Source organism: Pigmentiphaga daeguensis, from assembly GCF_039523035.1.
GTDB classification, from domain to species: domain Bacteria; phylum Pseudomonadota; class Gammaproteobacteria; order Burkholderiales; family Burkholderiaceae_B; genus Pigmentiphaga; species Pigmentiphaga daeguensis.
Map to the genome: position 1 here is coordinate 197,708 of NZ_BAAAEN010000003.1, position 24,506 is coordinate 222,213.

The window sequence follows — 24,506 nt, forward strand, 5'->3', positions numbered from 1 at the left end:
ACACTCATGCAGTCCATCGATTTTCCAGCGCGGCGCCGCAACGTCTCGCGTCACGTTCGCGAAGCGGGCTTCGACGCCTACCTCGGCACGCGCCAGGGCGCGCTGCACTACCTCAGCGGCGCCTTCATGCCCTGGCGTGGCGCCGTGCTGGTCACGGCCGACGGCAGCTGCGAATTCCTGTACTGGGCCATGGACGCGGCGCGCGTGGCGGCCGAAGGCCACGACGTGGCCATGCACACCTTCGAGTTCTCCGACTTTCCTCAGTTGATCGCGCAGCGCCTGCGTCACCATGGACTGGACCGGGGGCGCATCGGCCTCGACCTGGCCCACCCCGGCGCGGCGCAGGTCGCGCCCGGCATGCTGACCGCGGCCGAGTATTTCGAGATTTCCTCGCACCTGCCCGGCGCGAAACTGGAAAACGGCGTCGACCTGCTCGATGAAGCGATGCTGATCAAGGAGGCCGCCGAGATCGAGCGCCTGCGCCATGCGGCCCACGTGTCGGACTACGGCTTCGAGCGCGGACTCGCGGCCGTCCGCCCGGGCGCGACCGAGAACGAGGTAGCGGGCGAGATCGAACGCGCGATCCGGCAACGCGGCAGCACCTGGTCCTGGGCCGTCACGGGCGGCACCGAGGTGGGCGCGGGCGAACGCACCGGCTTCCTGCGCGGCGTGACCCAGCAGGCCACCGACCGCCCCATCCGCAACAACGAGTTCGTCATCCTGGACCTGCACCCCATGCTGGACCTGTATCTGGCCGACACCGCGCTGCCAGTGTTCCTGGGCAAGCCGGACGCGCGGCAGCAGACCATGATCGACTGCTGGGAAGCCACCGTGGACACGATGCTGGCATCGCTGCGGCCCGGCCGCCCCATTCCCGACTGCGTCAAGGAAGGCCTGGCCGTGTTCGAGAAATTCGGCCTGGGCGAATTCGGCCTGCCGCTGTTCGGCCACGGACTGGGCACCTGCGCGCGCACTCGCCCCTTCATCAATCTGCGCAGCCAGGACACCGTGCGACCCGGCATGGTGGCGGCCCTGGGCACCCATCTCTACCAGCCCGGCGTGGGCGGACTGCGCCTGGAGTACCCCGTGCTCATCGGCGAGCACGGCGCCGAGCCGCTGGTGCGCACGCCCGCGCGCGTGCAGCGCCTTTCCTGACACGCAAGGAGCCAGACATGCAAGCCACTCCACTCAGTCCGCTGATCGGCGCCGCCCTGCGCGGCGTCGACCTGGGCAACCTGGACGACGCGACCTACGACGCGGTCTACCGCAGCTTCCTGGATCATCAGCTGCTGGTCTTCAAGGACCAGGCCCTGACCCCCGAGAAGCAGCTGGAATTCAGCCGCCGGCTCGGGCCGCTGGACATCCACGTGCTGTCCCAATACAACCATCCCGAATACCCCGAGATCTTCGTGCTGTCCAACGAGGTCAAGGACGGCGTTCCCGCCGGCATCGCCGACGGCGGCTCATACTGGCATTCGGATTTCGCCTTCCGCGAAAAACCGTCCAAGGCGACCATCCTCAACGCCCAGGTCATCCCGCCCGAAGGCGGCAACACGCTGTTCGTCAACATGTATCGCGCGTACGAAGAACTGGACGACAGCCTGAAGACGAGGCTGGAGGGGCAGCTCGCGGTGCATCGCTACCGGCCGCGCAGCGACAGGACCGACGACGGCACGCGCGTGGTCATGAATCGCAGCCAGCTGGCCCAGACGCCCGACGTCGAGCACCCCATCGTGCGCACCCATCCCGAGACCGGCCGCCGCGCGCTGTTCGTCCATCCCGGCATGACGGCCGAGATCGTGGGCTGGCCCGAGCGCGAAAGCCGCGAAATGCTGGACCACCTGTTCGCCCACTGCACGCAGGACCGCTACCAATACGCGCTGCAATGGTCGCCCGGCGACGTGGTCATGTGGGACAACCGCTGCGTCATGCACAAGGCGACCACGCGCGACCTGCCCGCGCACCTGAAGCGGACCATCCTGCGCACCACCGTGCTGGGCGACCGGCCGGTCTGAAGGCACCTCGCCCGGGCCAGCACCATGACCGACCTTCCCGCCGCGACCGGCGTCCACATCGAACCGGGGCTGCCCCTGGACCTGGGCGGGCGCCTCGCGCCCGCCCGGCTATCCTGGTGCCGCTACGGGCCGGAACCCGCGCAGGCCTCGCGCGTGGTGCTTTTCCTGCACGGCATCTCCGCCAGCCCGCAGGCGCTGCCGATACCCGGAGCCGATCCGGCTCCCGACGCGGGCTGGGGCGCCGGGTGGATAGGGCCCGGCCGCCACTACGACACGCGCGATTGCTGCGTGCTCGTCCCCAACGCGCTCGGATCCTGCTTCGGCTCCAGCGGACCGTCGTCGCAAGCCGACCCGGCCGGTTTTCCCGCCGTCACCATCGGCGATACCGTCCGCCTGCAAGGACGCTGGCTCGCCTCGCTGGGCATCTCGCGGCTGGACGAAGTCATCGGCTATTCCTACGGCGGCTACCAGGCCTTCCAATGGGCGGTGGCGGCTCCCGCGGACACCTCGCGCGTCGTCGTGCTGGCCTCCGGGCCGGCGGGCAACGGAACGCCCGCCGAACTGGACCGGTTGCGCGCCCTGGCCCGGGCCTGGCAGGCCGGCGAGCCGCAAGCCCGGGCGCAATGGCAGCGGCTGCGCGAGGCGACGCTGACCCGCTACGGCCAGGCCGATTGGCTGGCCGCCAGCGGCGTGGCCGATCCCGCGCCGGCCATCGCCCACGAAGCCGCCCGCTGGACCGAGCGGTTCTCCCCCTGGTCGCTGGCCGCCCTTCGGAAGGCGGCCATGAGCTTCGATGTGCGGGCGAGGCTGCCGGCTTGCCGCACGCCGGTACGCTGGCTGCTGGGCAGCGGCGACCGGCTCTTCCCGCCGGAACACGGGCTCGTCCTTTCCCCGTTCATCCGCCAGGCCGTCGTCCACGGCCGGGCGGGGCATCTCTCACCCATGCTGGAAAGCGCCGCCTGGCAGCGAGCCCTGCACGCCTGAGGCGTTACAGCCGCTTGCGATTGCCTCCCGGCCGGGGCCGGCCGCCAGGCGTTAAGCTGGATGGCTCTGTCAACCAGGAGGCGTCTCATGAAGAAATCGGCTTCGGCCGTCTGGAAAGGCGGCATCAAGGACGGCAAGGGTACGCTCAGTACCGAAAGCGGCGTGCTTTCGCAAACCCCCTACAGCTTCCACACCCGGTTCGAGGGAGGCAAAGGCACCAACCCCGAGGAATTGATAGGCGCGGCCCATGCCGGCTGCTTCTCGATGGCCCTGTCCGCCGAACTCGGCAAGGCGGGCATGACCGCGGAAAGCATAGCGACCACCGCCACGGTCACGCTGGACAAGGTGGGAGACGGCTTCTCGATCACCGCGGTGCACCTGGACGTGGAAGTCGCCATTCCCGGCGCCTCCCAGGCGGCCTTCGAGACCGCGGCCAATTCGGCCAAGGCCGGCTGCCCGGTGTCCAAGGTGCTGAACGCGCAGATCACGATGGATGCCCGGTTGAAGGCCTGAGGCCGGGCTGGCCTTTCGGGGCGTGCTTCCTGTACCAGCCGGCGTAGACCGCCGACAGCAGGACCAGCATGGGCACGCCGCACAGCAACGTCATCCGGAACTCGCGGGTGAAATAAGTGGTGGCCAGCGCGGCCAGCATCAGGGCGGCCCCGAGCACGGACGTCGACGGGAACCCCCACATCCTGAAGACCAGCGCCTGGCCGCGGTAGCGGCGGCGGAAGAACAGGTGCGTGAGGAAGATCATCAGCCACGTGAACATCGCGCCGAACATCGATACCGACATCATCAGCGTGAACGCGGCCTCGGGATAGGCCACGTTCAGCACCGCGGCCAGCGCGATGCCGATGGCCGACAGGAACAGGGCCGCCGCCGGCACGCCCCGTGCGTTCACCCGGCCCAGGCGTTCGGGAGCATAGCCGGCGCGGGACAGGCTGAACATCATGCGCGTGGTGATATAGAGCTGGCTGTTCATGGCCGACAACGCCGCCACCAGGACCACGAAGTTGATGACGCTGGCCGCGCCAGGCACCCGGGTAGCCGCCATGACCTTGACGAAAGGACTTTCATCCACGCCCGCGGCGGTCCACGGCACGATGGCCAGCATCAGCGCGAGGGTCAGCAGGTAGAAGAACACCAGCCGGAACAGCGTCGCGCGGAAGGCCCGCCTGACGGCCTGCTGCGGGTCGCGCGCCTCGCCGGCGGCGACCGCGATCATCTCTATGCTCAGATAGCTGAAGATCGAGACGATCACCGCCACCCACATGCCCCACCACCCCTTGGGAAAGAACCCTCCATGCGACGTGTAATTGGCCAAGCCGACGCCTGAACCGGCGGGCGCCTCATACACCAGGTGGGCGCCCAGCAGGATGAAGCCGACGATGGCGGCAATCTTGAGCATCGAGAACACATATTCCACCGCGCCGAAAACCTTCACGCTCAGGGCGTTCACGCCGATCAGCGCGGCCGAGAACCCCACGATCCAGTACCAGCCGGGCACCGCCGGAAACCAGAACTTCATGTAGACCGCGATGGCGGTCACCTCGGTGCCGACCGCGAACACGATGGACGCCCAATAGGCGTACCGGACCAGGAACCCCGCCCATGGGCCGATGTAGTGCTCGGCATAGGCGCCGAACGAACCGGAGGTGGGATGGGCCACGGTCATTTCCGCCAGGCATCCCATCAGCAGCAGGGCGATCAGCGCGCCGATGGCATAGCTGACCAGCACGCTGGGGCCGGCGAATCCGATGGCGAAGCCGCTCCCCAGGAACAGTCCCGTCCCGATGGCACCGCCTATCGCGATCATCGACAGCTGTCCCGTCGACAATCCGCGCTGTAGTCCTTGCTCGCGCTCGACGATCGTGTCGAAGCCCCGAGGCTGCTGCGTCATGAGTATCTCCTCCATGGGCCGCGCCCCGCGGCGCGGCTGTTGATTTCTTGTGGCCGGGGAAAGCGGTCAGGTCACCGACTTGCGCGTCTTGAACGCCTCGGTGTTCCAGGCACCCGTGCGGACAATGTCCTCGAGCGCGGCGATGGTGTCCCAGATGTCGACGTAGCGGACGTACAGGGGCGCGAAGCCGAAGCGCAGGATGTCGGGCGCGCGGAAATCGCCGATCACGTTGCGGGCGATCAGCGCCTGCATGATGGCGTAGCCCTCCTCATGCGCCAGCGACACCTGGCTGCCGCGCTCCCGTGGATCGCGCGGCGACGCGAGCCGGCACCCCAGGCCGGCGAGCTGCTGGTCGGCCAGGTCGATGAACAGGTTGCCCAGCGCGACGCTCTTGGCACGCAGCACGTCCAGGTCCACGCCGTCGAAGGCCTCCAGCGCGCTTTCCAGCGCGATCACGCCAAGCTGCGGCGCCGTCCCGGTCAGCATCCGGTCTATGCCCGGATGCGGTTCGTAGTCATGGGTGAACGCGAAGGGCCTGGCATGGCCGTGCCAGCCGGTCAGGGGCTGGCGCACCTGTGCCAGGTGGCGCGACGCCACGAAAACGAAGGCCGGCGCGCCAGGCCCGCCGTTCAGGTACTTGTAGCCGCAGCCCACCGCGAAATCGACGCCGCAGTCGTTCAGGCGGACCGGCATCGCGCCCGCCGAATGACACAGGTCCCAAACGATCAGCGCGCCCGCCTCGCGTGCCCGTCGCGTTACCTGCGCCATGTCGTAGCACCAGCCGCTCTTGTAGTTCACGTGGGTCAGCGACACGATCGCGACAGTCTCGTCGATGGCGCCGAGCACGTCGGCCGGATCGACGCAGCGCAGTTCTCGCCCCGTCATCTCGGCCACGCTGTCGGCCACATAGACATCGGTCGGGAAGTTGGTGCGCTCGGCCAGGATCACCGGACGCCCCGGACGCATGCGGGTGGCCGCCACCAGCACCTTGAACAGGTTTACCGAGGTCGAATCGGCCACGATCACTTCGTCCCGGCCCGCGCCGATCAGCGTGGCGATCCGGTTGCCCGTGCGCTGCGGTGCCGGGTACCAGTCGGCGTCGTTCCACGAACGAATCAGGCCGTGCGCCCATTCCTGTTCGAGCGCGCGCCTGATGCGGGCCGGGACGTTGGCCGGCATCGCTCCCAGCGAGTTGCCGTCCAGGTAGATCGTGTCGGGCGGCAGGTCGAAGCGCGCCCGGCAATGGGCCAGAGGGTCGGCCGCGTCGAGCGCGGCGCAGTGTTCGCGAGTAATCATCGGACGGATCGCTGAAGAAATGGACGGGAAGTCGCCGAGCCGGGATAGCTGACGGCCATGAAGTATACATATCAAAATATATGTATTCTCAATAGCAAATAAGGAATACGGTATTCGACAAAGGAATAGCTAACGAATTTTTCGCCCAGCCGCCCCGGATTTCCGGCCAACAGCCCATTTTCATGAGTTTTTCGCGAATTTCCGTCACTTCCTCCCTTCCAGTCCGTTTTCCTATCTTGTATTCCTTAAATGAATAATGTATTTTTAATAATCTATATGAACTTTTTTATATTCATATGTATACACTTGACGCCGACAGGAGATAAGCCTGCAACGAAGCCTGGCCAACCGCGTGCCGGCGCGTCTACCTGCGCACGACAACAACGAGCATTTGGAGGGAGTATGGAAAGAAGATCATCCACGCGATGCGCCAGGCTGTCCGCGTCCTGCGCCATGGCGGTGGCCTGCGCGGGAGCGCATGCGCAATCGGGCGTGACGCTGTCGGGCTTCGTCGACCTGAACATCGAACACCTGCGCGCTTCCGGCGCGGGCGGCAACCGCACCGGAGTATCGAGCGGCGGCCTGAACAACTCGCGTTTCAACATCAGCGGCTTCGAGGAACTGGGCAACGGCAACCGGGCCATGTTCACCATCGAACCGATGTTCTCGGCCGATACCGGCGCGCAGTCGGCGCAGTTTCGCCAGTCGTTCGTCGGCCTGAAGGGCAACTGGGGAACGCTGACGCTGGGCCGGCAGTTCACGCCCTCGTTCTGGATCGCGGGCTACGCGGACCCGTCCTATGCGGCCGCGTTCAGCATGGTCAACAACATGCAGTTCTTCTACTCGTCCTACCGGGTCGACAACGCGGTCAACTACACCTCGCCGTCGTTCGGCGGCTTCACGGTGCGCGCCATGTACGGCGCCGGCGCGGAAGACGGCACCAGATCGGGACGCTTCCTGAGCGCGTCGCTCGAATACCGCAACGGTCCGCTGTACCTGGGCGCGGTCAGCCAGTTGCAGCGCACGCGGGACATCTTCCAGTCCTCGCAGATCCGCACGGCACGCGACAACTTCGTGTCGATGGTCTACCGGGTGGGCAACCTCGAACCGACGATCAGCTTTCACAACTACAGCGGGTACTACGCCTATCCGCCCTATGTCGCCTTCGATTCCCAGGGCTGGGACGTCCAGGCCGGCGTGCGCTGGAAGATCAACGACCGCCATCGCATCTTCGCCAGCCTGGTCCATCGCCACGACGACCACAACCAGGCCATCTCCAACGCCACGGGCGGCGTGCTTGGCTACATCTACAGCCTGTCCAGGCGGACCGACCTGTACGGCACCGTGGCCCACGTCCAGCACCGCAACAAGACGCCCGTGCCCTATCCGGTCACCTGGCAGGCCTATCCCGAAGGTGGGCAGAACCCGACCGGCTTCCAGCTCGGCATCCGCCACGCGTTCTGATTTTCCCGCCATCCGGCCCAGCGTTTGAAAAACGTATCGATGTCATAAAGGAGGAATCGATGCACAGGCTCTCCCCTCGAATCCAGCACGCCGCCACGGCCCTGGCCGCCATCCTGGTGGCGGCCTTCCCGCCCGCGTGGGCCGCCGGCCCCTCGGCCCCGCCCACGACCGGCCAGGCCACGCCCGGCACCCCCAACGTCAAGGACCGCTACCTGGCCGATTGGCTGCGCCTGACGCCCGAGCGCCGTCCCGCACCGCTCAAGCCCGGCGTCGACTACGGCATGGATCCCGCCACCGGACGATTCATCTGGCCCAAGGCCACGCCGGAGGTCCACGAGGGCCAGCCCTTCCCCGGTGAAATGACGAGCTGGGACAAGAACAGCTACGCGAAGAACGTCAAGGTGCTGGCCTTCTATCCGGGCGTGAATTCTCCCTTCCATGCCTGGAACAACATCATCGATTTCGAAGGCAAGCGCTATCTGTACATCCATGATCGCGACTACCTGCGCATCATGGACGTCACCGATCCGGCCAACGGCAAGATCGTCTTCTCCAGCGGCGGCGTCTGGGGGCCCAAGGGCTCCAGCGAGTGGTACGACGCGGCCAACGTCAAGGACTACCTGGGCGGCGCGACCATCGCGTGGAGCAAGAAACTCGGCAAACCGGTCCTGGTGGCCTCGTACGAGATCGGCCGCTATGGCCTGATGTCCGAGAAGCTGGACGAGCCGGACAAAGTGGCGGCCCAGCGCAGCTACAACTCGCTCAAGGGCTTCAAGGTATTCGCGATGGACGGTCCGCTGCCCAGCCAGTGGCGGCTGCTCGCCACGCGTACCACCGACGTCCGGCATCCCGACGCCCCCATTGGCCAGCAGCAGGGATCGGGCTCGCTCGATGCGCCCGAATACTACGGCGGCAAGTACATGATCGTGGCGGCGGCCCCGGACGACACCTACGCGCTGACCGAATATCCCAACTACCTGTACTCGCCCGGCTACCAGGTCTGGGACATGTCGGATCCGGCCGATCCGGTGTTCGTGTCGCAGATCGCCGTGCCGGGGCAGATCCTGGGCAACCCGGAGCACGAATCGGCCTATCTGATGAACCCTCGCGCCGGCAACCGCACCTCGTGGATGGGCGCCCGCAATCCGATCTTCCTGCCCAAGGCGCTGGAGGATGGCGGCAAGATCGGCTTCGGCGCCATGGGCGGCCTGGGCATCTATGCCTTCGATCTGTCCAATCCGGCCAAGCCGCGGATGCTCAGCGGCGTGAACACGCCACCGAGCTTCGCCGGCACGGAGTTCGACAACGCCGACGTCAGCCAGTACGCGCGCACGGGGTACGTGTTCACCAACGGCTACCCGATGAACCGCGATTGCTATGAACCGTACAAGGACATCTTCGTCATCGATGCGCGCGACCCGTCCAATTTGAAGGTCGCGGCCAAGATGCCCGAGCCGGAAGTCCCCAAGGGCGCGCCGTTCACGCACTTCTGCCAACGCGGCGGCAACTACGGTCCCAAGCGCGCCAACGCGATCGGCCAGCCCGGGCAGTGGCGCCAGGGCATCGTCCCGTACTCGTTCTACAACGCCGGCGTGCAGATCTACGACGTGAAGGATCCGGCCAAGCCGACCATCGCCGGCTACTTCGTGCCTGCCCTGGCCGATGAGACGCAACTGCCCAAGTACACCCTGGGCAAGGGCATCTTCGCGATCTATACCGAGTACGACCGCAACATCATCTGGGCCTTCGCGGAAAACGGCGCCTACGCGCTGTCGACCCCGCTGCTGGGAGAACCGGTGCTGGGCGCCCCCGCCAGGCCCTGGCCCCACCGCTGATCCGGCACCGGACCGTGCGACCGCCATGCCCCGGGATGGGGCATGGCGGTTTTTTGCCGCCGGGCCGCGCCGCCGCGTAGCGGCATGCGTGGCGGCATTTTTTGCCGCCGGGCCGCCCCAAGGCAAAAAGCGCCCCCTCGGGGGGCAGCGCCGCCGCGTAGCGGCAAGCGTGGGGGCATTTTTTGTAACCAAGGTCCACGGCCGGCCTGACGCTACCCAGGGAGATCCCTGACAGACGTGGCGCGGCGCCATCATCGCCCGCCGCGCCCAGGCCGCTTGTGATTCAATATATGCCGCGCCGGCGGGGCCGGCACAACAGAATGTCCTGGTCGTGGAGGAATGAGACCGTGCACAACGATGCGGGCGCCACGACGGCGTGGTCCGCTCAGCAATGGACCGCCACCGCCTACCAATTGGCGATGCAGTCGGCCCCTTGCGGCATATTCATGTGCGATGCGCATGGCGTGTTCACCATGGTGAATCCCGCCTACGAACGCATCACGGGTTATTCCTCCAGCCAGTTGATCGGCAAGCTGCGCTTCGACGCACTGCATGACCCGTCGGAACTGGCCTTGCGCCAGGGCGAACTGGCTTCGCCGCCGGTGCGCGACATCGTGGGCCTGCATCCCGACTCTGAAATGATCGCCAGCCAGGGCGCCGAAGCCGACTGGACCTACCTGCGCCGCAACGGCGCGCGTGTCACCGTCACGCTGGCCCTGAGCCGGCTGACCCAGGCCGACGGCCAGACCGCCGGCTACGTGGGCACGGTGTTCGACAACTCGCGCCGCCCCCGCAATGGCCTGCAGCTCTGGCATCTACTGCACCACGACCCGCTGACGGGCCTGCCCAACCAGGAACTGCTGGAGGAGCGCCTGGGGCTGGCGCTGGAACGCGCGAAAACCGGCAGCGATCCGGTCCTGCTCGTGCTGCTGGAGCTGGACAACCTGCGCAAGCTGCGCGATACCCTCGGCCATGCCGCCGCCGACATCGCCATCAAGCAGGTGGCTGCCCGCCTGAAACGCCTGTGCGGCGACGAGCATGTGCTGGGGCTGATGCGCGGCTCGCTGTTCGTCATGATCTCCACCGGCCGCAACACGCTGTCCGCCGAGCGCGAAGCCGCGCTGCTGGCCGAGGTATCGCGGCCCATCCCGTTCGCGTCGGCGACCCTGCACGTCAGCGCCAGCATCGGGGTCAGCTCCTATCCCACCGCCGGCAATGACGCGCGCGCGCTGCTGCAACGGGCCATGCTGGCCCTGCACGCCGCCAGCCGCAGCGGCGGCGGCACCGCCCGCCACTTCGACTTCGGCATGCAGACCCAGTCGGCGCGCCGCAACCATCTCGAAAGCCTGCTGCGCGAGGCGGTGGAAACACGGCAGTTCTCGCTGGCCTACCAACCGCAGGTCGACCTGCGCACCGGCCACATCACCCGCACCGAGACGCTGCTGCGCTGGCAGCACCCGCGGCTCGGCGCCGTGGGGCCCGCCGAGTTCGTGCCCATGGCGGAAGACCTGGGCCTGATGGACGAGCTGGGCGCGTGGGTCGTCGATACCGCCTGCCAGCAGGCCGTGCGCCTGCATGCCAAGTTCGGCCAGTCGCCGTGCATGGCCATCAATATCTCTCCCACCCAGTTGCGCGATCGCAAGCTTTACGGCGTGGTCGCTTCCGCGCTCGAACGCTGGCAATTGCCGCCGGGCTATCTCGAACTCGAGATCACCGAAGGCCTGCTGCTGGACAACACCCGCCAGGTCTCGGACACGCTGCAAAGCCTGCGCAAACTGGGCGTGGCCATTGCCATCGACGATTTCGGCACGGGCTATTCCAGCTTCGCCTACCTGGCCCGCTTCCCGGTCAACCGCATCAAGATCGACCGCTCGCTAGTGCGGGCGATCTCGTCGGTCAAGAACGGCGACGCCATCATCAGCGCCATCATAGGCATGGCCCATGCGCTGGGCATCAAGGTCACCGCCGAAGGCGTGGAGACCGCGGCCCATGCCCGCCGCCTGGGCGAACTGGGCTGCGATGAGGCGCAGGGATTCTGGTTCCCGCGGCCGCTGACCGCCCAGGCGCTGGAGAACGCGCTGGCGCCCATCGCCTGAAGTCTAGGGCCTGTTCACGCGGGAAGGAGGCTCGCACAGGCCGGGAATGGGTCCTAGTCCGGTCCGGACGGCCCGCCCTGCGCTTGCGCCAGGGTCTGCGCCTGGGCCGGCTCGTGCACCGATCTATAGGGCCCATGCCCCGGTGCCAGGGGCGGTTCCGAGCGCATCGGCGACTTGCCTTGCGGCAGCGCCGAGACCGGAGCCCATTGCGGGTCGGGAATCTCGGCGAACACCTGACGGAGCCGCTCGCCCCACGACGAGTGGATCATCCGGAAATAGTCGTTGTCGTGGTCGATCATCGCGAATTTGGTCACGCACAGGCTGTCCTTCTCGTACACCAGCAGGTCCAGCGGCAGGCCGACCGACACATTGGACCGCAGCGTGGAATCCATCGAGATCAGCGCGCACTTGGCCGCCTCGTCCAGCGGCATCGAGGGCGTCAGCACGCGATCCAGGATGGGCTTGCCGTACTTGGCCTCGCCGATCTGGAAATACGGGCTCATGGTCGAGGCCTCGATGAAATTGCCCGCGGCATAGATCTGGAACAGCCGCATCGGCTGTCCCTGGATCTGGCCGCCCAGCAGGAAGCTGCAATTGAACTCGATGTTGAAATCGCCCAGCGCGCTGCCGTGCATGCGATGGACTTCGCGCACGGCCCGGCCCACCAGGCAGGCCGCCTCGAACATGTTGGGCACGTTCCACGGCGTGGGCAGGTCCGGGTCCGAGGGTTCGGACAGCAACTGCACGACCGACTGGGTCAGCGCCAGATTGCCGGCCGTCAACAGCACCATGACGCGCTCGCCGGGCTGCTCGAACACGGTCATCTTGCGGAAAGTGCTGACGTGGTCCACGCCCGCGTTGGTACGCGTGTCCGCCAGGAACACCAGGCCCTGGTCCACGCGCGTCGCCACACAATAGGTCATACCGGAATCATGCTGGTCGGAATATTGAACAATTCTAGCGCCGGCTTCCGAGGGGCGCATGGATGGGCAGGCCCCCGCCGTGCGGGGGCTCATTGCCCGGCGCCCACCCTGACGTCGACCGCCATCGCCTCGGCGCCGCCCCCCACCCGCATGCCGCGGACCGGCGCGGCGCTGTCGTAGTCGGCACCGACAGCGATGCGGCAATAGGGGCCGGAAGCATAGCGGCCATGGGTCACGTCCACGGAAACCCAGCCTTCGTCCAGCCAGACATCGGCCCACGCATGGCTGGCCGCATGCGGGACGTCGCCCGGATCGATATAGCCGCTGACATAGCGCGCCGGCACGCCCTGGGCGCGGCAGCAGGCGATGAGCAGGTGGGAATGGTCCTGGCATACGCCCTGGCCCAGCGCCAGCGCCTCGGCCGCGGTGCTGGTCACCTGGGTGATGCCGGAACGGTAGGCCACGCGCTCCTGGATGCGGCACGCCAGCTCGAGCAGGGCCGACGGCCTGTCCAGCGGCCCGGTGTCGCCCGCCAGTTCGCGCACGGCCGCGTCGGCCTCGGTCAGCCGCGTCGCGCAGGTGAAATGTTCGAGCGGGATGCGCCCCGGGCCTTCCCCCAGCCGCCCGTCGCGCAGCGGCGTCGTCTCGACCTCGCCGCGCACGGCGAACTTCATCTCCGACAAGGGCCGCGTCATGACCAGCATCTGGACCGCGTTGCCATAGGCGTCCGTGGCCATGTCCAGCTTGCCGGGCGCGTTCAGGTCCCAATGGACGACGACCTGCGCCGGACCCGATCCCGGCACCAGCCGCAGTTGCTGGATCGAGTAGAGCACCGGCGCATCGTAGCGATAGGTGGTCTCGTGATAGATGAACAGGCGCATGATGGATATCCCCTCAGACGGTCAAGGGCAGGAGGAAGGCCGCGCTGATCTTGTTGCCCAGGATGGCGATGCGCCCCAGGAACTCGGTCAGGTACAGGTGCAGGCCTCGGGACAGGATGGGCCGTATCTCGGCATACAGCAATTCGGCGCGCAGCCGGCCGGCCTCGCGCTCGCAATCGCGGGAGTTGTCCGTCCTGAGCATGGCAAGGTTCTCGCACACGTGGTCCAGCGAGGCAAGCAGCGATCTCGGCATGGACGGGTTCAGGATCAGCAGCTCGGCCACGCGTTCGGGGACCAGCACGTCCCGATAGACTTGCCGGTATGTCTCAAGCCCCGACACCGAACTCAGGATGGAGGTCCAGTAATAGAAATCGTCGAGCGGCGCCCCGGAGGACGCGCGCGAGGCCGGCGCGCCGTCGGCGAAGCGCACGTCCAGGATGCGCGCGGTATTGTCCGCGCGCTCCAGGAAGGTCCCCAGCTGGGTGAAATAGAAAGCCTCGTCCTTGAGCGCGGTGCCCAGGGTCACGCCGCGCGACAGGTGCGAACGCAGCTTGACCCACTCGAACACCGAGTCCGGATCCACCGCCAGCATGCCTTCGTCGATCTGGCGGTTGAAGTCCAGCCAGGTATGGTTGATGGTCTCCCACGACTCCGTCGTCAGCGCGCCGCGCACCGCGCGGGCGTTTTCCCGGGCGGCGCGCAGGCTGGACAGGATGCTGGAAGGATTGCCGGGGTCGGCCACCATGAAACGCAGCACGTTGTCCGCCGTCACCGCGTCGTAGCGGCCGGCGAAAACCTCGCCCAGTTCGGATATCGCCAGCACGGCCCGCTGGCTGCGCAGCGCGCTCTCGTCGGTCTGGGGCAGCAGCAGCGCCTTCATGGTGACGTCCAGCATGCGCGCGGTGTTCTCGGCCCGCTCCATGTAGCGGGCCATCCAGAAAAGATGGTCGGCGGTGCGGCTCAGCATGTCTTTTCCTCCGTGCCGGCGCCTTCGACGGCGTCGAGTACCCAGGTATCCTTGGTTCCGCCGCCCTGCGAGGAATTCACGACCAGCGATCCCTCGTGCAGCGCGACGCGTGTCAGGCCGCCCGCCACCATGGAGACATTCCGGCCCGACAGCACGAACGGCCGCAGGTCGATGTGGCGCGGCGCGACGCCTTGCTCGACGAAGGTCGGGCAGGTCGACAGTGCCAGCGTGGGCTGGGCGATGTAGCCCTGCGGCCTGGCCAGCAGACGGGCGCGGAAGGACTCGATCTCGGCGCGGCTTGCCGTCGGGCCCACCAGCATCCCGTAGCCGCCCGCTCCATGCACCTCCTTGACCACCAGCTCCGGCAAGTGCGCGAGCACGTGCGAGAGTTCGTCGGGCTTGCGGCACTGCCAGGTCGGCACATTGCTCAGGATGGGTTCCTCGGACAGATAGAATGCGATCATGTCCGGCACGAAGGGATAGATGGACTTGTCGTCGGCCACCCCGGTCCCGATCGCGTTGGCCAGCGTGACGCGGCCCGCGCGGTACACGGACAGCAGCCCCGGCACCCCCAGCGCCGAGTCGGCGCGGAAGGCGATCGGGTCGAGGAAGTCGTCGTCCAGCCGGCGATAGATCACATCCACCCGCCTGGGCCCGCGCGTGGTGCGCATGAAAACGGTGTTGTCGGCAACGAACAGGTCGCTGCCCTGCACCAGTTCGACGCCCATCTGCTGCGCCAGGAACGCGTGTTCGAAGTAGGCGGAATTGAAGATGCCCGGCGTCAGCACGACCACGGTGGGATCGTCCACGCCCATGGGCGCGACCGAACGCAGGTTCTCCAGCAGCAGGTCGGGGTAGTGGGCCACGGGCGCGATCCGGTTCTGCACGAACAGCTCCGGGAAGAGCCGCATCATCATCTTGCGGTTCTCCAGCATGTAGGACACGCCCGACGGTACCCGCAGGTTGTCCTCGAGCACGTAGAACGTGCCGTCGCGGTCGTCGCCGGCCTTGACGATATCGACCCCGGCGATATGGGCATAGATGTCGCGCGGCACGTCCACGTCATGCATCTCGGGCCGGTACTGGGCATTGGTGTAGACCTGCTCGGCGGGCACCACGCCGGCGCGCACGATGTGGCGTTCGTGGTAGACATCGTGGATGAACATGTTCAGCGCGCGCACCCGCTGGGCCATGCCCCGCTGCAGCAACTGCCATTCGTCCGCGGGGATGATGCGCGGGATCAGGTCGAACGGGATCAGCCGTTCCACGTCGCCGGCATCGCCCCCCAGCGCGAAAGTGATGCCGACCCGCCGGAACACCAGATCGGCCTCCGCTCGCTTGCGCGCCATGGTGTCGCCGCTCTGGCGGTCCAGCCAGGCGCAGAACCGCTGGTAGTGCCGGCGCACGACGCCGGTCTCGAATTGCATCTCGTCGTAGGACAGCATGGGCACCTTCGTTCCTGGCCATATCCGAAGCTGCTCAAGCAAGGGCCGTACCGGGATGGCATGCACGCGCATCGTGCGCGGACACGTCCCGCGGCGGCAGGGCCGCCGGAAAACGCACCATGCGGAAGAACGCGTGCGCCGATCGGAAACCATGCGGCACCAGGGCGGTGCACGGTGCCTCGCCGCATCGATCGGCGAGCCATATTCTTATTGATATGGTTGATAAGATAATTTCATATCATTTTGCATACCTCGACGCATACAATGGCCCGGACACGGACGCGGGCATGCCGCGCCACCCTGCCAGACACGGAGACCCCATGCTCGACAAGACCGCTCCCGATGCCGCGCGCCGCGAATACTACGACCGCATCGCGCAGAAGAACCTGAGCCCCCTCTGGGAATCCCTGCACACCCTCGTCCCGCCCCAGCCGCAGCCGCGATGCGTGCCCGCGATCTGGAAGTACGAGAAGCTGCGCGCCGACGTCATGGAGTCGGGCTCCATCATCAGCGCCGAGGAAGCCGTGCGCCGGGTGTTGATCCTGGAGAACCCCGGCCTGAAGGGCCAGTCGGCCATCACCCAGACGCTGTACGCGGGCCTGCAACTGATCCTGCCCGGCGAGATCGCTCCCAGCCACCGCCACACCCAGTCGGCCCTGCGCTTCATCGTCGAAGGCAAGGGCGCCTACACGGCGGTCAACGGCGAACGCACCACCATGCATCCCGGCGACTTCATCATCACGCCGTCCTGGACCTGGCACGACCACGGCAATCCCGCCGAAGCCGAAGGCGGCGAGCCGGTGGTGTGGCTGGACGGCCTGGACATCCCGCTGCTGCGGTCGCTGGATGCCGGCTTCGCCGAGAACTATCCCGAGGCCTCGCAGCCCGTCATGCGTCCCGAGGGGGACAGCTTCGCGCGCTACGGCTACAACATGGCGCCCGTGCGCCACACCTTCAGCGGCACCTCCTCGCCCATCTTCAACTATCCCTACGAACGCTCGCGCGAAGCCCTCGACCAGTTGGCGCGCCGCGGCGAACTCGACCCCTGGGACGGCGTCAAGCTGCGCTACGTGAACCCCGCCACCGGCGGCTACCCCATGCCCACCATGGCGACCTTCATGCAATGGCTGCCGGCCGGTTTCCAGGGCAAGACCTACCGCACCTCGGACTCCACCGTGTTCAGCGTGGTCGAGGGCCAGGGCAGCGTGCGCATCGGCGACGAAGTCTTCCAGTTCGGACCGCGCGACGTGTTCGCGGTCCCGCCCTGGAAGCCGGTGCAACTGGCCGCGCTCGAAGACGCGGTGCTCTTCAGCTATTCTGATCGTCCGGTGCAGGCCGCGCTGGGGCTGCTGCGCGAAGAGCGCATCGCCTGATCTCCTTTCCCATCCCTACACCCAAAGGTTATCCGCCCATGTCGTACGTATTCCAACCCGAAGCGGTCACCACGCTGCCCGTCGCCGGCAGCAACGAACAGTTCCCCGTGCGCCGCGTCTACTGCGTCGGCCGCAACTACGCCGCCCACGCGCGCGAAATGGGCTTCGACCCCGACCGCGAACCGCCGTTCTTCTTCTGCAAGCCGGCCGACGCCGTGGTGGCCGTGCCCTACGGCACGACGCTGGACCTGCCCTACCCGTCCGAGACCTCGAACTTCCACTACGAGATCGAACTGGTCGCCGCCATCGGCAAGTCCGGCTCCAACATCCCCGTCGAACAGGCGCTGGAATACGTCTGGGGCTACGCCGTCGGGCTGGACATGACCCGCCGCGACCTGCAGATCAAGATGCGCGAGGTCGGCCGTCCCTGGGAACTCGGCAAGGCCTTCGACCAGAGCGCGCCCACCGCTCCCCTGCACAAGGCCTCCGACGTCGGCAACATGGACAACGCCGAGCTGTGGCTCAAGGTGAACGGCCAGGACAAGCAGCGCAGCGATACTTCCAAGCTGATCTGGTCCATCGCCGAGACCGTGGCCTACCTGTCCAAGTACTTCCGCCTGGAACCGGGCGACCTGATCTTCACCGGCACCCCCGAAGGCGTGGGCCCGGTGGTCAAGGGCGACCTGATGGAAGGCGGCGTGGCCGGCCTGGGCGAACTGAAGGTCCGCGTGGTCTGAGGCCGGACGAGCCGACATGGAACTCTACAGTTTCTTCAACAGCTCGACCTCGTACCGGGTCCGCATCGCGCTAGGGCTCAAGGGCCTGGCCTACGAATACCGCGGCGTCAACATCCGCAAGCTGGAACACCGCGCGGCGGACTACGTGGCCAGGAACCCCTCGGCCAACGTCCCACTGCTGGTCGACGGCGAGGTGCAACTGGGGCAGTCGCTGGCCATCATCGACTACCTCGACGCCACCTATCCCGAGCCGCGCCTGATCCCCCAGGACAAGATGCGGCGCGCCCGCGTGCTCGAGGTCGCGCTGGCCATCGCCTGCGACATCCATCCGGTCAACAACCTGCGCATCCTGAAGTACCTCACCGACGTCATCGGCGTCACCGAGGAACAGAAGAAGGCCTGGTACGACCACTGGATCCAGGACGGCCTGGCCGCCGTCGAGCGCCTGCTCCAGGCCCACGGCTCCGGCCCGTACTGCTTCGGCGACGCGCCCACGCTGGCCGACTGCTGCCTGGTCCCCCAGGTCGGCAACGCCCAGCGCATGGGCTGCGACACCTCGGCCTACCCCCGGGTGATGGCCGTGTACGAGCACTGCCAGCAGCAGCCGGCCTTCCAGCAGGCCGCGCCGGCCAAACAGCCGGACTATAGTAGTTAGTTACCCCCCCCTACGCCCTTACGGGCGCCCCCCAGGGGGCGATGCGGGTGGACCGGCGGAGCCGGATCCACCGCATCCTGGGTCTAGTACCCGTTTCTTGGGTTGTGGCAGCCGTGCTTCGCTGGCTGCCAGCGGTAGCAACGGTGTGGCGTACCAAAAAAACCGGTACTAGATCCAGGGCGCCGCGGATCCGGCTTTGCCGGTCCGCTAGTGCCGCCCCTTGAGGGGCGCGGCCATAGGCCGCGTGGGGGTGGGTTTCCCCGACCGGCGGAGCCGGATCCACCGCATCCTGGGTCGTGGGGCGCTACCGCACGGAGTCGAGCGCCGTCTTCACCACGGAAAACAGCACGCCTATCTGCTCTTCGTCGATGATGAGCGGCGGCGAGAACGCCAGGATGTCGCCGGTGAATCGCACCAGCACTCCCGCCTTCAGGCAGGCCAGGAACGCCTCGTAGGCGCGCGCCCCCGGCTGTCCCGCGCGCGGCTCCAGCTCGATCGCCGCCGCCATCCCGATGTTGCGGATGTCCTTCACGTGCGGCGCTCCCCGCAGGCCGTGCACCGCGGACTCGAACGCCGGCTCCAGGCTGGCCGCGCGCGCGAACAGCCCTTCCTTCTCGTACAGGTCGAGCGTGGCCACCGCGGCCGCCGCCGCGGCGGGGTGTCCCGAATAGGTGTAGCCGTGGAAAAGCTCGATCGCGTTGCCCGGCCCCGCCGCCATGATCGTGTCGTGGATCTCCCGCGACACCGCCACCGCGCCCATGGGAACGGTGGCATTGTTGACGCCCTTGGCCATCGTCAGCAGGTCCGGCGTCACCCCGAAGCGTTGCGCCGCGGTGGCCGCGCCCAGCCGGCCGAAGGCGGTGATCACTTCGTCGAAGATCAACGGAATGCCATGGCGCGTGCACAGCTCGCGCAGGCGCTCCAGGTAGCCGACCGGCGGCACGATCACACCCGCCGAACCGGCCATGGGCTCGACGATGACCCCCGCCACCGTGGAAGGATCGTGCAAGGCCAGCAGCCGCTCCAGGTCGTCGGCCAGGTGGGCGCCCCAGGCCGGCTGCCCGCGCGTGAACGCGGCCTGGGCGATGTTCAGCGTGGCCGGCAGGTGGTCCACGCCGGGCATCAGGTTGCCCGCATAGGCCTTGCGGTTGGCGCCGATGCCGCCCACCGACATGCCGCCGAAGCCCACTCCGTGATAGCCGCGTTCGCGGCCGATGAAACGCGTGCGCTGGCCTTCGCCGCGCGCGCGGTGGTAGGCCAGCGCGATCTTGAGCGCGGTATCGACCGATTCGGACCCCGAGTTCGTAAAGAAGATGCGGTCCAGCCCCGGAGGCATCAGCGCGGCCAGCCGGCCGGCGGCCTCGAACGCCAGCGGATGCCCCATCTGGAAAGGCGGCGCATAGTCCAGCGCGCGCATCTGCGCGTGCACGGCTTCGATGATCTCCTCGCGCCCGTGCCCGGCGTTGCAGCACCACAGGCCGGCCGTGCCGTCCAGGACCCGGTGGCCATCGGCATCGGTGTAGTACATGCCCTTGGCCGATACCAGCAGCCTGGGCGCGGCCTTGAACTGGCGATTGGCGGTGAAGGGCATCCAGAGGGATTGCAGGTCGGGCAACTCGGCGGGCATGCGGGGCTCCTGGTTGGGCGGCAAGGGTAAACTTGCCGGGATACCCACGAGGATACTCCGCCATGATGCTGACCCTTCCCGACGTGCTGACGGCCGAGCAGGTGGCGCGCTGCCGCCAGGCGCTGGCGGGCGCCTCCTGGACCGATGGCCGAACCACGGCCGGCCACATGGCGGTCCACGCCAAGCACAACCGGCAACTGGCCGCCGACGACCCGCTGGGCGCGCAACTGGGCAACCTGATCCTGGACGCGCTGGGCGCCAACCCGCTGTTCATTTCCGCCACGCTGCCGCTGAAGGTGCTGCCGCCGGCCTTCAATCGCTACGAAGGCGGCGGCAACTACGGCAACCACATCGACAATGCCATCCGCAGCCTGCCCGGCACCGCGCACCGCGTGCGCACCGACATCTCCGCCACGCTGTTCCTGACGCCGCCCGAGGACTACGACGGCGGCGAGCTCGTGGTCGAGGACACCTACGGCGCCCACCGCGTCAAGCTGCCCGCTGGCCACCTGGTGATCTATCCCGGCACCAGCCTGCACCGGGTCACCCCCGTGACCCGCGGCGCCCGCGTCTCGGCCTTCTTCTGGGTGCAGAGCCTGGTGCGCGACGAAATCCGGCGCGAAACCCTGTATCGCATGGACACGGCCATCCAGCAGTTGTCCCGCGAAGTCCCGGGCAGCGATGCCCTGGTCCAGTTGACCGGCATCTACCACAACCTGCTGCGGCAATGGTCGCAGACCTGACCCGGCGCCCGGGAACCGACATGCCGCTGCCTCCCCTGACGCAGATTCCGCCGCAGATCGCCGCCGTGGCCGACTACGAGGACTATGCGCGCGAGCGCATGAGCGATGCCGCCTGGGCCTATCTGTCGGGCGGCGCTGCCGACGAACACACGCTGCGCGCCAACCGCGAAGCCTATGTCCGCGTGCGCATCCAGCCCCGGGTGCTGCGTGACCTGGCCGGCGGCGGCACCGGACTCGATCTGCTGGGCACGCCGCTGCCCTTCCCCGTCCTGCTCGCCCCGGTGGCCTACCAGAAGCTGGTCCATCCTCAGGGCGAACTGGCCAGCGTGCTGGCGGCATCGGCCATGAAAACCGTGATGGTGGCCAGTACGCAGTCGAGCATCGGCCTCGAGGACATGGCGCGGGCGGCCGAGGCGCCGCTGTGGTTCCAGCTTTATTTCCAGCGCGAGCGCGACGATACCCTGCGGCTGGTCCGGCGCGCCGAAGCCGCCGGGTACCGCGCACTGGTGGTCACCGTGGACGCGCCCATCAACGGCGTGCGCAACCGCGAACAGCGGCTGGGCTTCGGCCTGCCGCCGGACGTGGAAGCCGTCAACCTGCGGGGCATGCGCCCCATGGCGGGCGCCGTGGCGCGGGCCGGCGAAAGCGCCATCTTCGGCAGCGGCGCGCTGGACGGCGCCCCGTCCTGGGACGACATCGCCTGGCTGCGCTCGGCCACCCGGCTGCCCCTGGTGCTCAAGGGCATCCTGGCGCCGGCCGATGCCCGGCTGGCGATCGACGCCGGCGCGGCCGCCATCGTCGTGTCCAATCACGGCGGCCGCGGCCTGGACACGGTGCCCGCCACGCTGGAGGCCCTGCCCTGGGTCGCGGCCGAAGTGGCCGGCCGCCTGCCCGTCCTGATGGATGGCGGCATCCGGCGCGGCACCGACGTCTTCAAGGCACTGGCGCTGGGCTCCACCGCCGTGATGGTGGGCCGGGGCTACGTGCATGGATTGGCGGCGGCCGGTGCCGTCGGCGTCATCCACGTGCTGCACATGCTGCGCACCGAGTTCGAGATCGCGATGGCCCTGGCTGGCTGCCGCACGCTGCAGGACATCGGCCGCAACGCGCTCTGGCCCCACCCGGCCATCGCCTGAAGCCTTACATCGGCTCGATGCCCGCGGCCTTCACGAGCTGGGCGTTCGACTCGATTTCATCCTTGATGTAGGCATCGAACTTCTCGGGCGTCAGCACGAAGGCATCGGCGCCCACCGCGGCGAAGCGCGTCTTGACTTCTTCCGTGGCCAGCGCCTTGGCGACCTCGGCCTGCAGCTTGTTGACGATGGAGCGCGGCGTCTTGGACGGCACCATCATGCCTATCCAGAAGTTGAACTCCGATCCCGGCACGCCCGCTTCCGCGGTGGTCGGCACGTCGGGCAGGATGCTGGAGCGGCGCGGCGACCCGACCGCCAGCGGCACCAGGTGGCCTTCCTTGATCTGGCCGATGACCGGCGCCACCGGCGAGAAGTAATAATCGACGCGGCCGCTGATGACCTCGGCGACAGCCTCGGGCGATCCCTTGAAGGGGATGTGCGTGGCATCGATCTTGGCCTGCAGCCGGAAGCGCTCGGCGTTCAGGTGCGTGGCGCTGCCGGTGCCCGACGATGCGTAGTTGAGCGTGCCCGGGCGGCTGCGCGCGGTGGACAGCAGTTGCGACAAGGACTTGATGTTCTTGGACGGCGCGATCACCAGCACGTTGGGCAGCGTCGAGATCGGTGTCACGCCGGCGAAGTCCTTCACCGTGTCGAAAGGCAGCTTGGCGAAGGTGGACGGGTTGACCGTATGCGACGAGGAGTGGATCAGGATCGTGTAGCCGTCGGGCGCGGCCTGGGCGACCTGGGCCGCGCCTATGGTGCCGCCGGCCCCGGCGCGGTTCTCGACCACCACCGGCTGGCCCAGGCTGGCGCCGAGCTTGTCGGTGATGGCGCGGGCGATGATGTCGGTCGTGCTGCCCGCCGTGAACGGCACGATCACGCGGATGGGCTTGGTCGGGTAGGCGGCATCCTGGGCACCGGCCGGCGCGTGGGCCAGGGCGATCAGGCACGATACCGGAGCGAGTGCTGCGGCGCGGACGAAGTTCATGGTTGTCTCCTGGTGCGGTGTCTTTATACGCATGCGACCGGTGCGGCACGAACGCCGGACCAGCCGTTCGCGCTTAATTCACCTTTTGGTGAATTGCAGGAGAATAATGAAACACGGCGCCCCCAACGTCAATCGTTGGCGGGCGCCGTGGGCCTCGGTACATTCCCTAGGGTGGAGGAAACGCGGGCGCGAGCCCGCGTCCAGGACGGTCAGGCGGCCTTGGGCAACTGGCCGTGCGGATCGATGACGAATTTCTTGGGCGCGCCGGCGTCGAATTCGGCATAGCCCTTGGGCGCCTCGTCCAGCGTGATGACTTCCACGCCGACGACCTCGGCGATCTTGATGCGGTCCCACAGGATGGCCTGCATCAGCGCACGGTTGTACTTCATCACCGGCGTCTGGCCCGTGAAGAAGCTGTGCGACTTGGCCCAGCCCAGGCCCAGGCGGATGCTGAGCGAACCGTGCTGGGCGGCCTTGTCGACGCCGCCGGGATCGTCCGTCACGTACAGGCCGGGAATGCCGATCTTGCCGGCGGCGCGCGTGACTTCCATCAGCGAATTGAGCACGGTGGCCGGCGCCTCGTGGCGAGCACCCTCGTGTCCATGCCCCCGGGCCTCGAAGCCCACCGCGTCGACGGCGCTGTCCACCTCGGGTACGCCCAGGATCTGCGCGATCTGATCGCCCAGCGACGCATCCTGCGAGAGGTCCACGGTTTCGAAGCCCACCTTGCGCGCGTGCACCAGCCGCGCGGGGTTCACGTCACCGACGATCACCACCGCCGCGCCCAGCAGGCGGGCCGAGGCGGCGGCGGCCAGGCCCACCGGCCCCGCGCCGGCCACGTACACCGTACTGCCCGGCCCCACGCCCGCCGTGACCGCCCCGTGATACCCGGTCGGCAGGATGTCCGACAGGCAGGTCAGGTCGCGGATCTTGGCCAGGGCCTGGTCGCGGTCGGGAAACTTCAACAGGTTGAAGTCGGCGTACGGCACCATGACGTATTCGGCCTGCCCACCTATCCACCCGCCCATGTCGACGTAGCCGTACGCGCCGCCGGCGCGCGAGGGATTGACGTTCAGGCAGACGCCGGTCTGCTGTTCCTTGCACAGCCGGCAGCGGCCGCATGCCACGTTGAACGGCACCGAGACGATGTCGCCCTTCTTCAGGGTCTCGACGTCGCGCCCGGCCTCGAGCACCTCGCCGGTGATCTCGTGGCCCAGCACCAGTCCCGCCGGCGCGGTGGTCCGCCCCCGCACCATGTGCTGGTCCGAACCGCAGATGTTGGTGGAGAGAACCTTGAGGATGACTCCATGCTCGATGGACTTGCCGGCCGGATTCACCAGTTTGGGGAAGGCGATGCCTTGCACCTCTACCTTGCCTGGACCTACGTAGACGACACCGCGATTGGACGACATGTGAGTCTCCTCTGTGATGACTTCGCGCC

General features: G+C 67.6%; 21 protein-coding genes. 12 read left to right on the forward strand and 9 right to left on the reverse strand.

Annotated elements, in window-relative coordinates; all coding sequences use genetic code 11:
- Positions 1-6: 6 nt before the first annotated feature.
- From ABD104_RS05840 to ABD104_RS05855, 4 genes are all read left to right on the forward strand, one after another.
- Positions 7-1,155, forward strand: a complete 1,149-nt coding sequence (locus ABD104_RS05840; protein WP_343927249.1) for a M24 family metallopeptidase — start codon at positions 7-9, stop codon at positions 1,153-1,155.
- A 17-nt stretch (positions 1,156-1,172) separates the two neighbouring features.
- Positions 1,173-2,015: a TauD/TfdA dioxygenase family protein gene (locus tag ABD104_RS05845; protein WP_343927250.1), complete on the forward strand. Its 843-nt coding sequence runs from the start codon at positions 1,173-1,175 to the stop codon at positions 2,013-2,015.
- Between the two features lie 24 nt (positions 2,016-2,039).
- Positions 2,040-2,999 carry an alpha/beta fold hydrolase gene (locus tag ABD104_RS05850; protein ID WP_087837726.1) on the forward strand — a complete coding sequence of 320 codons (960 nt, stop codon included), beginning with the start codon at positions 2,040-2,042 and terminating at the stop codon, positions 2,997-2,999.
- A gap of 87 nt (positions 3,000-3,086) precedes the next feature.
- The gene (locus ABD104_RS05855; protein ID WP_343927251.1) at positions 3,087-3,512 is read left to right on the forward strand and encodes an OsmC family protein; all 426 of its coding nucleotides are present in this window, start codon (positions 3,087-3,089) and stop codon (positions 3,510-3,512) included.
- Here ABD104_RS05855 and ABD104_RS05860 read toward each other — a convergent pair.
- Together ABD104_RS05860 and kynU are read right to left on the reverse strand one after the other, a co-directional pair.
- Complete coding sequence (locus tag ABD104_RS05860) at positions 3,484-4,902, reverse strand: amino acid permease (RefSeq protein ID WP_343927252.1); 1,419 nt, start codon at positions 4,900-4,902, stop codon at positions 3,484-3,486. The two genes, ABD104_RS05855 and ABD104_RS05860, sit on opposite strands and share 29 nt — an antisense overlap.
- Positions 4,903-4,968: 66 nt before the next feature.
- A complete protein-coding gene (kynU, locus tag ABD104_RS05865; RefSeq protein WP_087837729.1) occupies positions 4,969-6,198 on the reverse strand; it encodes a kynureninase in 1,230 nt (409 codons plus the stop codon).
- 402 nt (positions 6,199-6,600) lie between these two features.
- Here kynU and ABD104_RS05870 point away from each other — a divergent pair, with 402 nt between their 5' ends.
- The 3 genes from ABD104_RS05870 (at position 6,601) to ABD104_RS05880 (ending at position 11,593) form a co-directional block, all read left to right on the forward strand.
- Positions 6,601-7,662 carry a porin gene (locus tag ABD104_RS05870; RefSeq protein ID WP_343927253.1) on the forward strand — a complete coding sequence of 354 codons (1,062 nt, stop codon included), beginning with the start codon at positions 6,601-6,603 and terminating at the stop codon, positions 7,660-7,662.
- A gap of 59 nt (positions 7,663-7,721) precedes the next feature.
- Positions 7,722-9,497: an LVIVD repeat-containing protein gene (locus ABD104_RS05875; RefSeq protein ID WP_343927254.1), complete on the forward strand. Its 1,776-nt coding sequence runs from the start codon at positions 7,722-7,724 to the stop codon at positions 9,495-9,497.
- A 347-nt stretch (positions 9,498-9,844) separates the two neighbouring features.
- Positions 9,845-11,593 (forward strand): sensor domain-containing protein, encoded by a 1,749-nt coding sequence (locus tag ABD104_RS05880; protein ID WP_343927255.1) that lies wholly within the window; start codon positions 9,845-9,847, stop codon positions 11,591-11,593.
- A 53-nt stretch (positions 11,594-11,646) separates the two neighbouring features.
- Here ABD104_RS05880 and ABD104_RS05885 read toward each other — a convergent pair whose 3' ends face one another.
- The 4 genes from ABD104_RS05885 to ABD104_RS05900 form a co-directional block, all read right to left on the reverse strand.
- On the reverse strand, positions 11,647-12,516 hold the full coding sequence (locus ABD104_RS05885) for a proteasome-type protease (RefSeq protein ID WP_279820508.1): 870 nt from the start codon (positions 12,514-12,516) through the stop codon (positions 11,647-11,649).
- Positions 12,517-12,605: 89 nt separating this feature from the next.
- Positions 12,606-13,397, reverse strand: a complete 792-nt coding sequence (locus tag ABD104_RS05890) for a transglutaminase family protein (RefSeq protein WP_279820510.1) — start codon at positions 13,395-13,397, stop codon at positions 12,606-12,608.
- A 13-nt stretch (positions 13,398-13,410) separates the two neighbouring features.
- On the reverse strand, positions 13,411-14,364 hold the full coding sequence (locus ABD104_RS05895; RefSeq protein WP_087837735.1) for an alpha-E domain-containing protein: 954 nt from the start codon (positions 14,362-14,364) through the stop codon (positions 13,411-13,413).
- Entirely contained in the window at positions 14,358-15,809 is a 1,452-nt protein-coding gene (locus tag ABD104_RS05900) for a circularly permuted type 2 ATP-grasp protein (protein ID WP_343927256.1), read from the reverse strand. The genes ABD104_RS05895 and ABD104_RS05900 overlap by 7 nt, the downstream gene beginning before the upstream one ends.
- A gap of 320 nt (positions 15,810-16,129) precedes the next feature.
- Between ABD104_RS05900 and gtdA the strand changes: the two genes are divergently transcribed.
- The 3 genes from gtdA to maiA are packed head-to-tail and all read left to right on the forward strand — an operon-like array spanning position 16,130 to position 18,574.
- Entirely contained in the window at positions 16,130-17,182 is a 1,053-nt protein-coding gene (gene gtdA, locus ABD104_RS05905) for a gentisate 1,2-dioxygenase (RefSeq protein WP_343927257.1), read from the forward strand.
- 38 nt (positions 17,183-17,220) lie between these two features.
- Positions 17,221-17,919, forward strand: coding sequence for a fumarylacetoacetate hydrolase family protein (locus tag ABD104_RS05910; protein WP_087837738.1), 699 nt, complete (start codon positions 17,221-17,223; stop codon positions 17,917-17,919).
- 16 nt (positions 17,920-17,935) lie between these two features.
- The gene (gene maiA, locus ABD104_RS05915; protein WP_087837739.1) at positions 17,936-18,574 is read left to right on the forward strand and encodes a maleylacetoacetate isomerase; all 639 of its coding nucleotides are present in this window, start codon (positions 17,936-17,938) and stop codon (positions 18,572-18,574) included.
- 304 nt (positions 18,575-18,878) lie between these two features.
- On the opposite strand, the gene aptA is transcribed toward maiA, so the two are convergent.
- Positions 18,879-20,201, reverse strand: a complete 1,323-nt coding sequence (aptA, locus tag ABD104_RS05920; RefSeq protein WP_343927258.1) for an omega-aminotransferase AptA — start codon at positions 20,199-20,201, stop codon at positions 18,879-18,881.
- 62 nt (positions 20,202-20,263) lie between these two features.
- Here aptA and ABD104_RS05925 point away from each other — a divergent pair, with 62 nt between their 5' ends.
- Together ABD104_RS05925 and ABD104_RS05930 are read left to right on the forward strand one after the other, a co-directional pair.
- The gene (locus ABD104_RS05925) at positions 20,264-20,944 is read left to right on the forward strand and encodes a Fe2+-dependent dioxygenase (RefSeq protein WP_087837741.1); all 681 of its coding nucleotides are present in this window, start codon (positions 20,264-20,266) and stop codon (positions 20,942-20,944) included.
- A gap of 20 nt (positions 20,945-20,964) precedes the next feature.
- Complete coding sequence (locus tag ABD104_RS05930; protein WP_343927259.1) at positions 20,965-22,080, forward strand: alpha-hydroxy acid oxidase; 1,116 nt, start codon at positions 20,965-20,967, stop codon at positions 22,078-22,080.
- Between the two features lie 4 nt (positions 22,081-22,084).
- Here ABD104_RS05930 and ABD104_RS05935 read toward each other — a convergent pair whose 3' ends face one another.
- Both ABD104_RS05935 and fdhA read right to left on the reverse strand, forming a co-directional pair.
- Entirely contained in the window at positions 22,085-23,065 is a 981-nt protein-coding gene (locus ABD104_RS05935; RefSeq protein WP_132979919.1) for a tripartite tricarboxylate transporter substrate binding protein, read from the reverse strand.
- A 209-nt stretch (positions 23,066-23,274) separates the two neighbouring features.
- Positions 23,275-24,477, reverse strand: a complete 1,203-nt coding sequence (gene fdhA / locus ABD104_RS05940; protein WP_087837744.1) for a formaldehyde dehydrogenase, glutathione-independent — start codon at positions 24,475-24,477, stop codon at positions 23,275-23,277.
- Positions 24,478-24,506 lie beyond the last annotated feature (29 nt).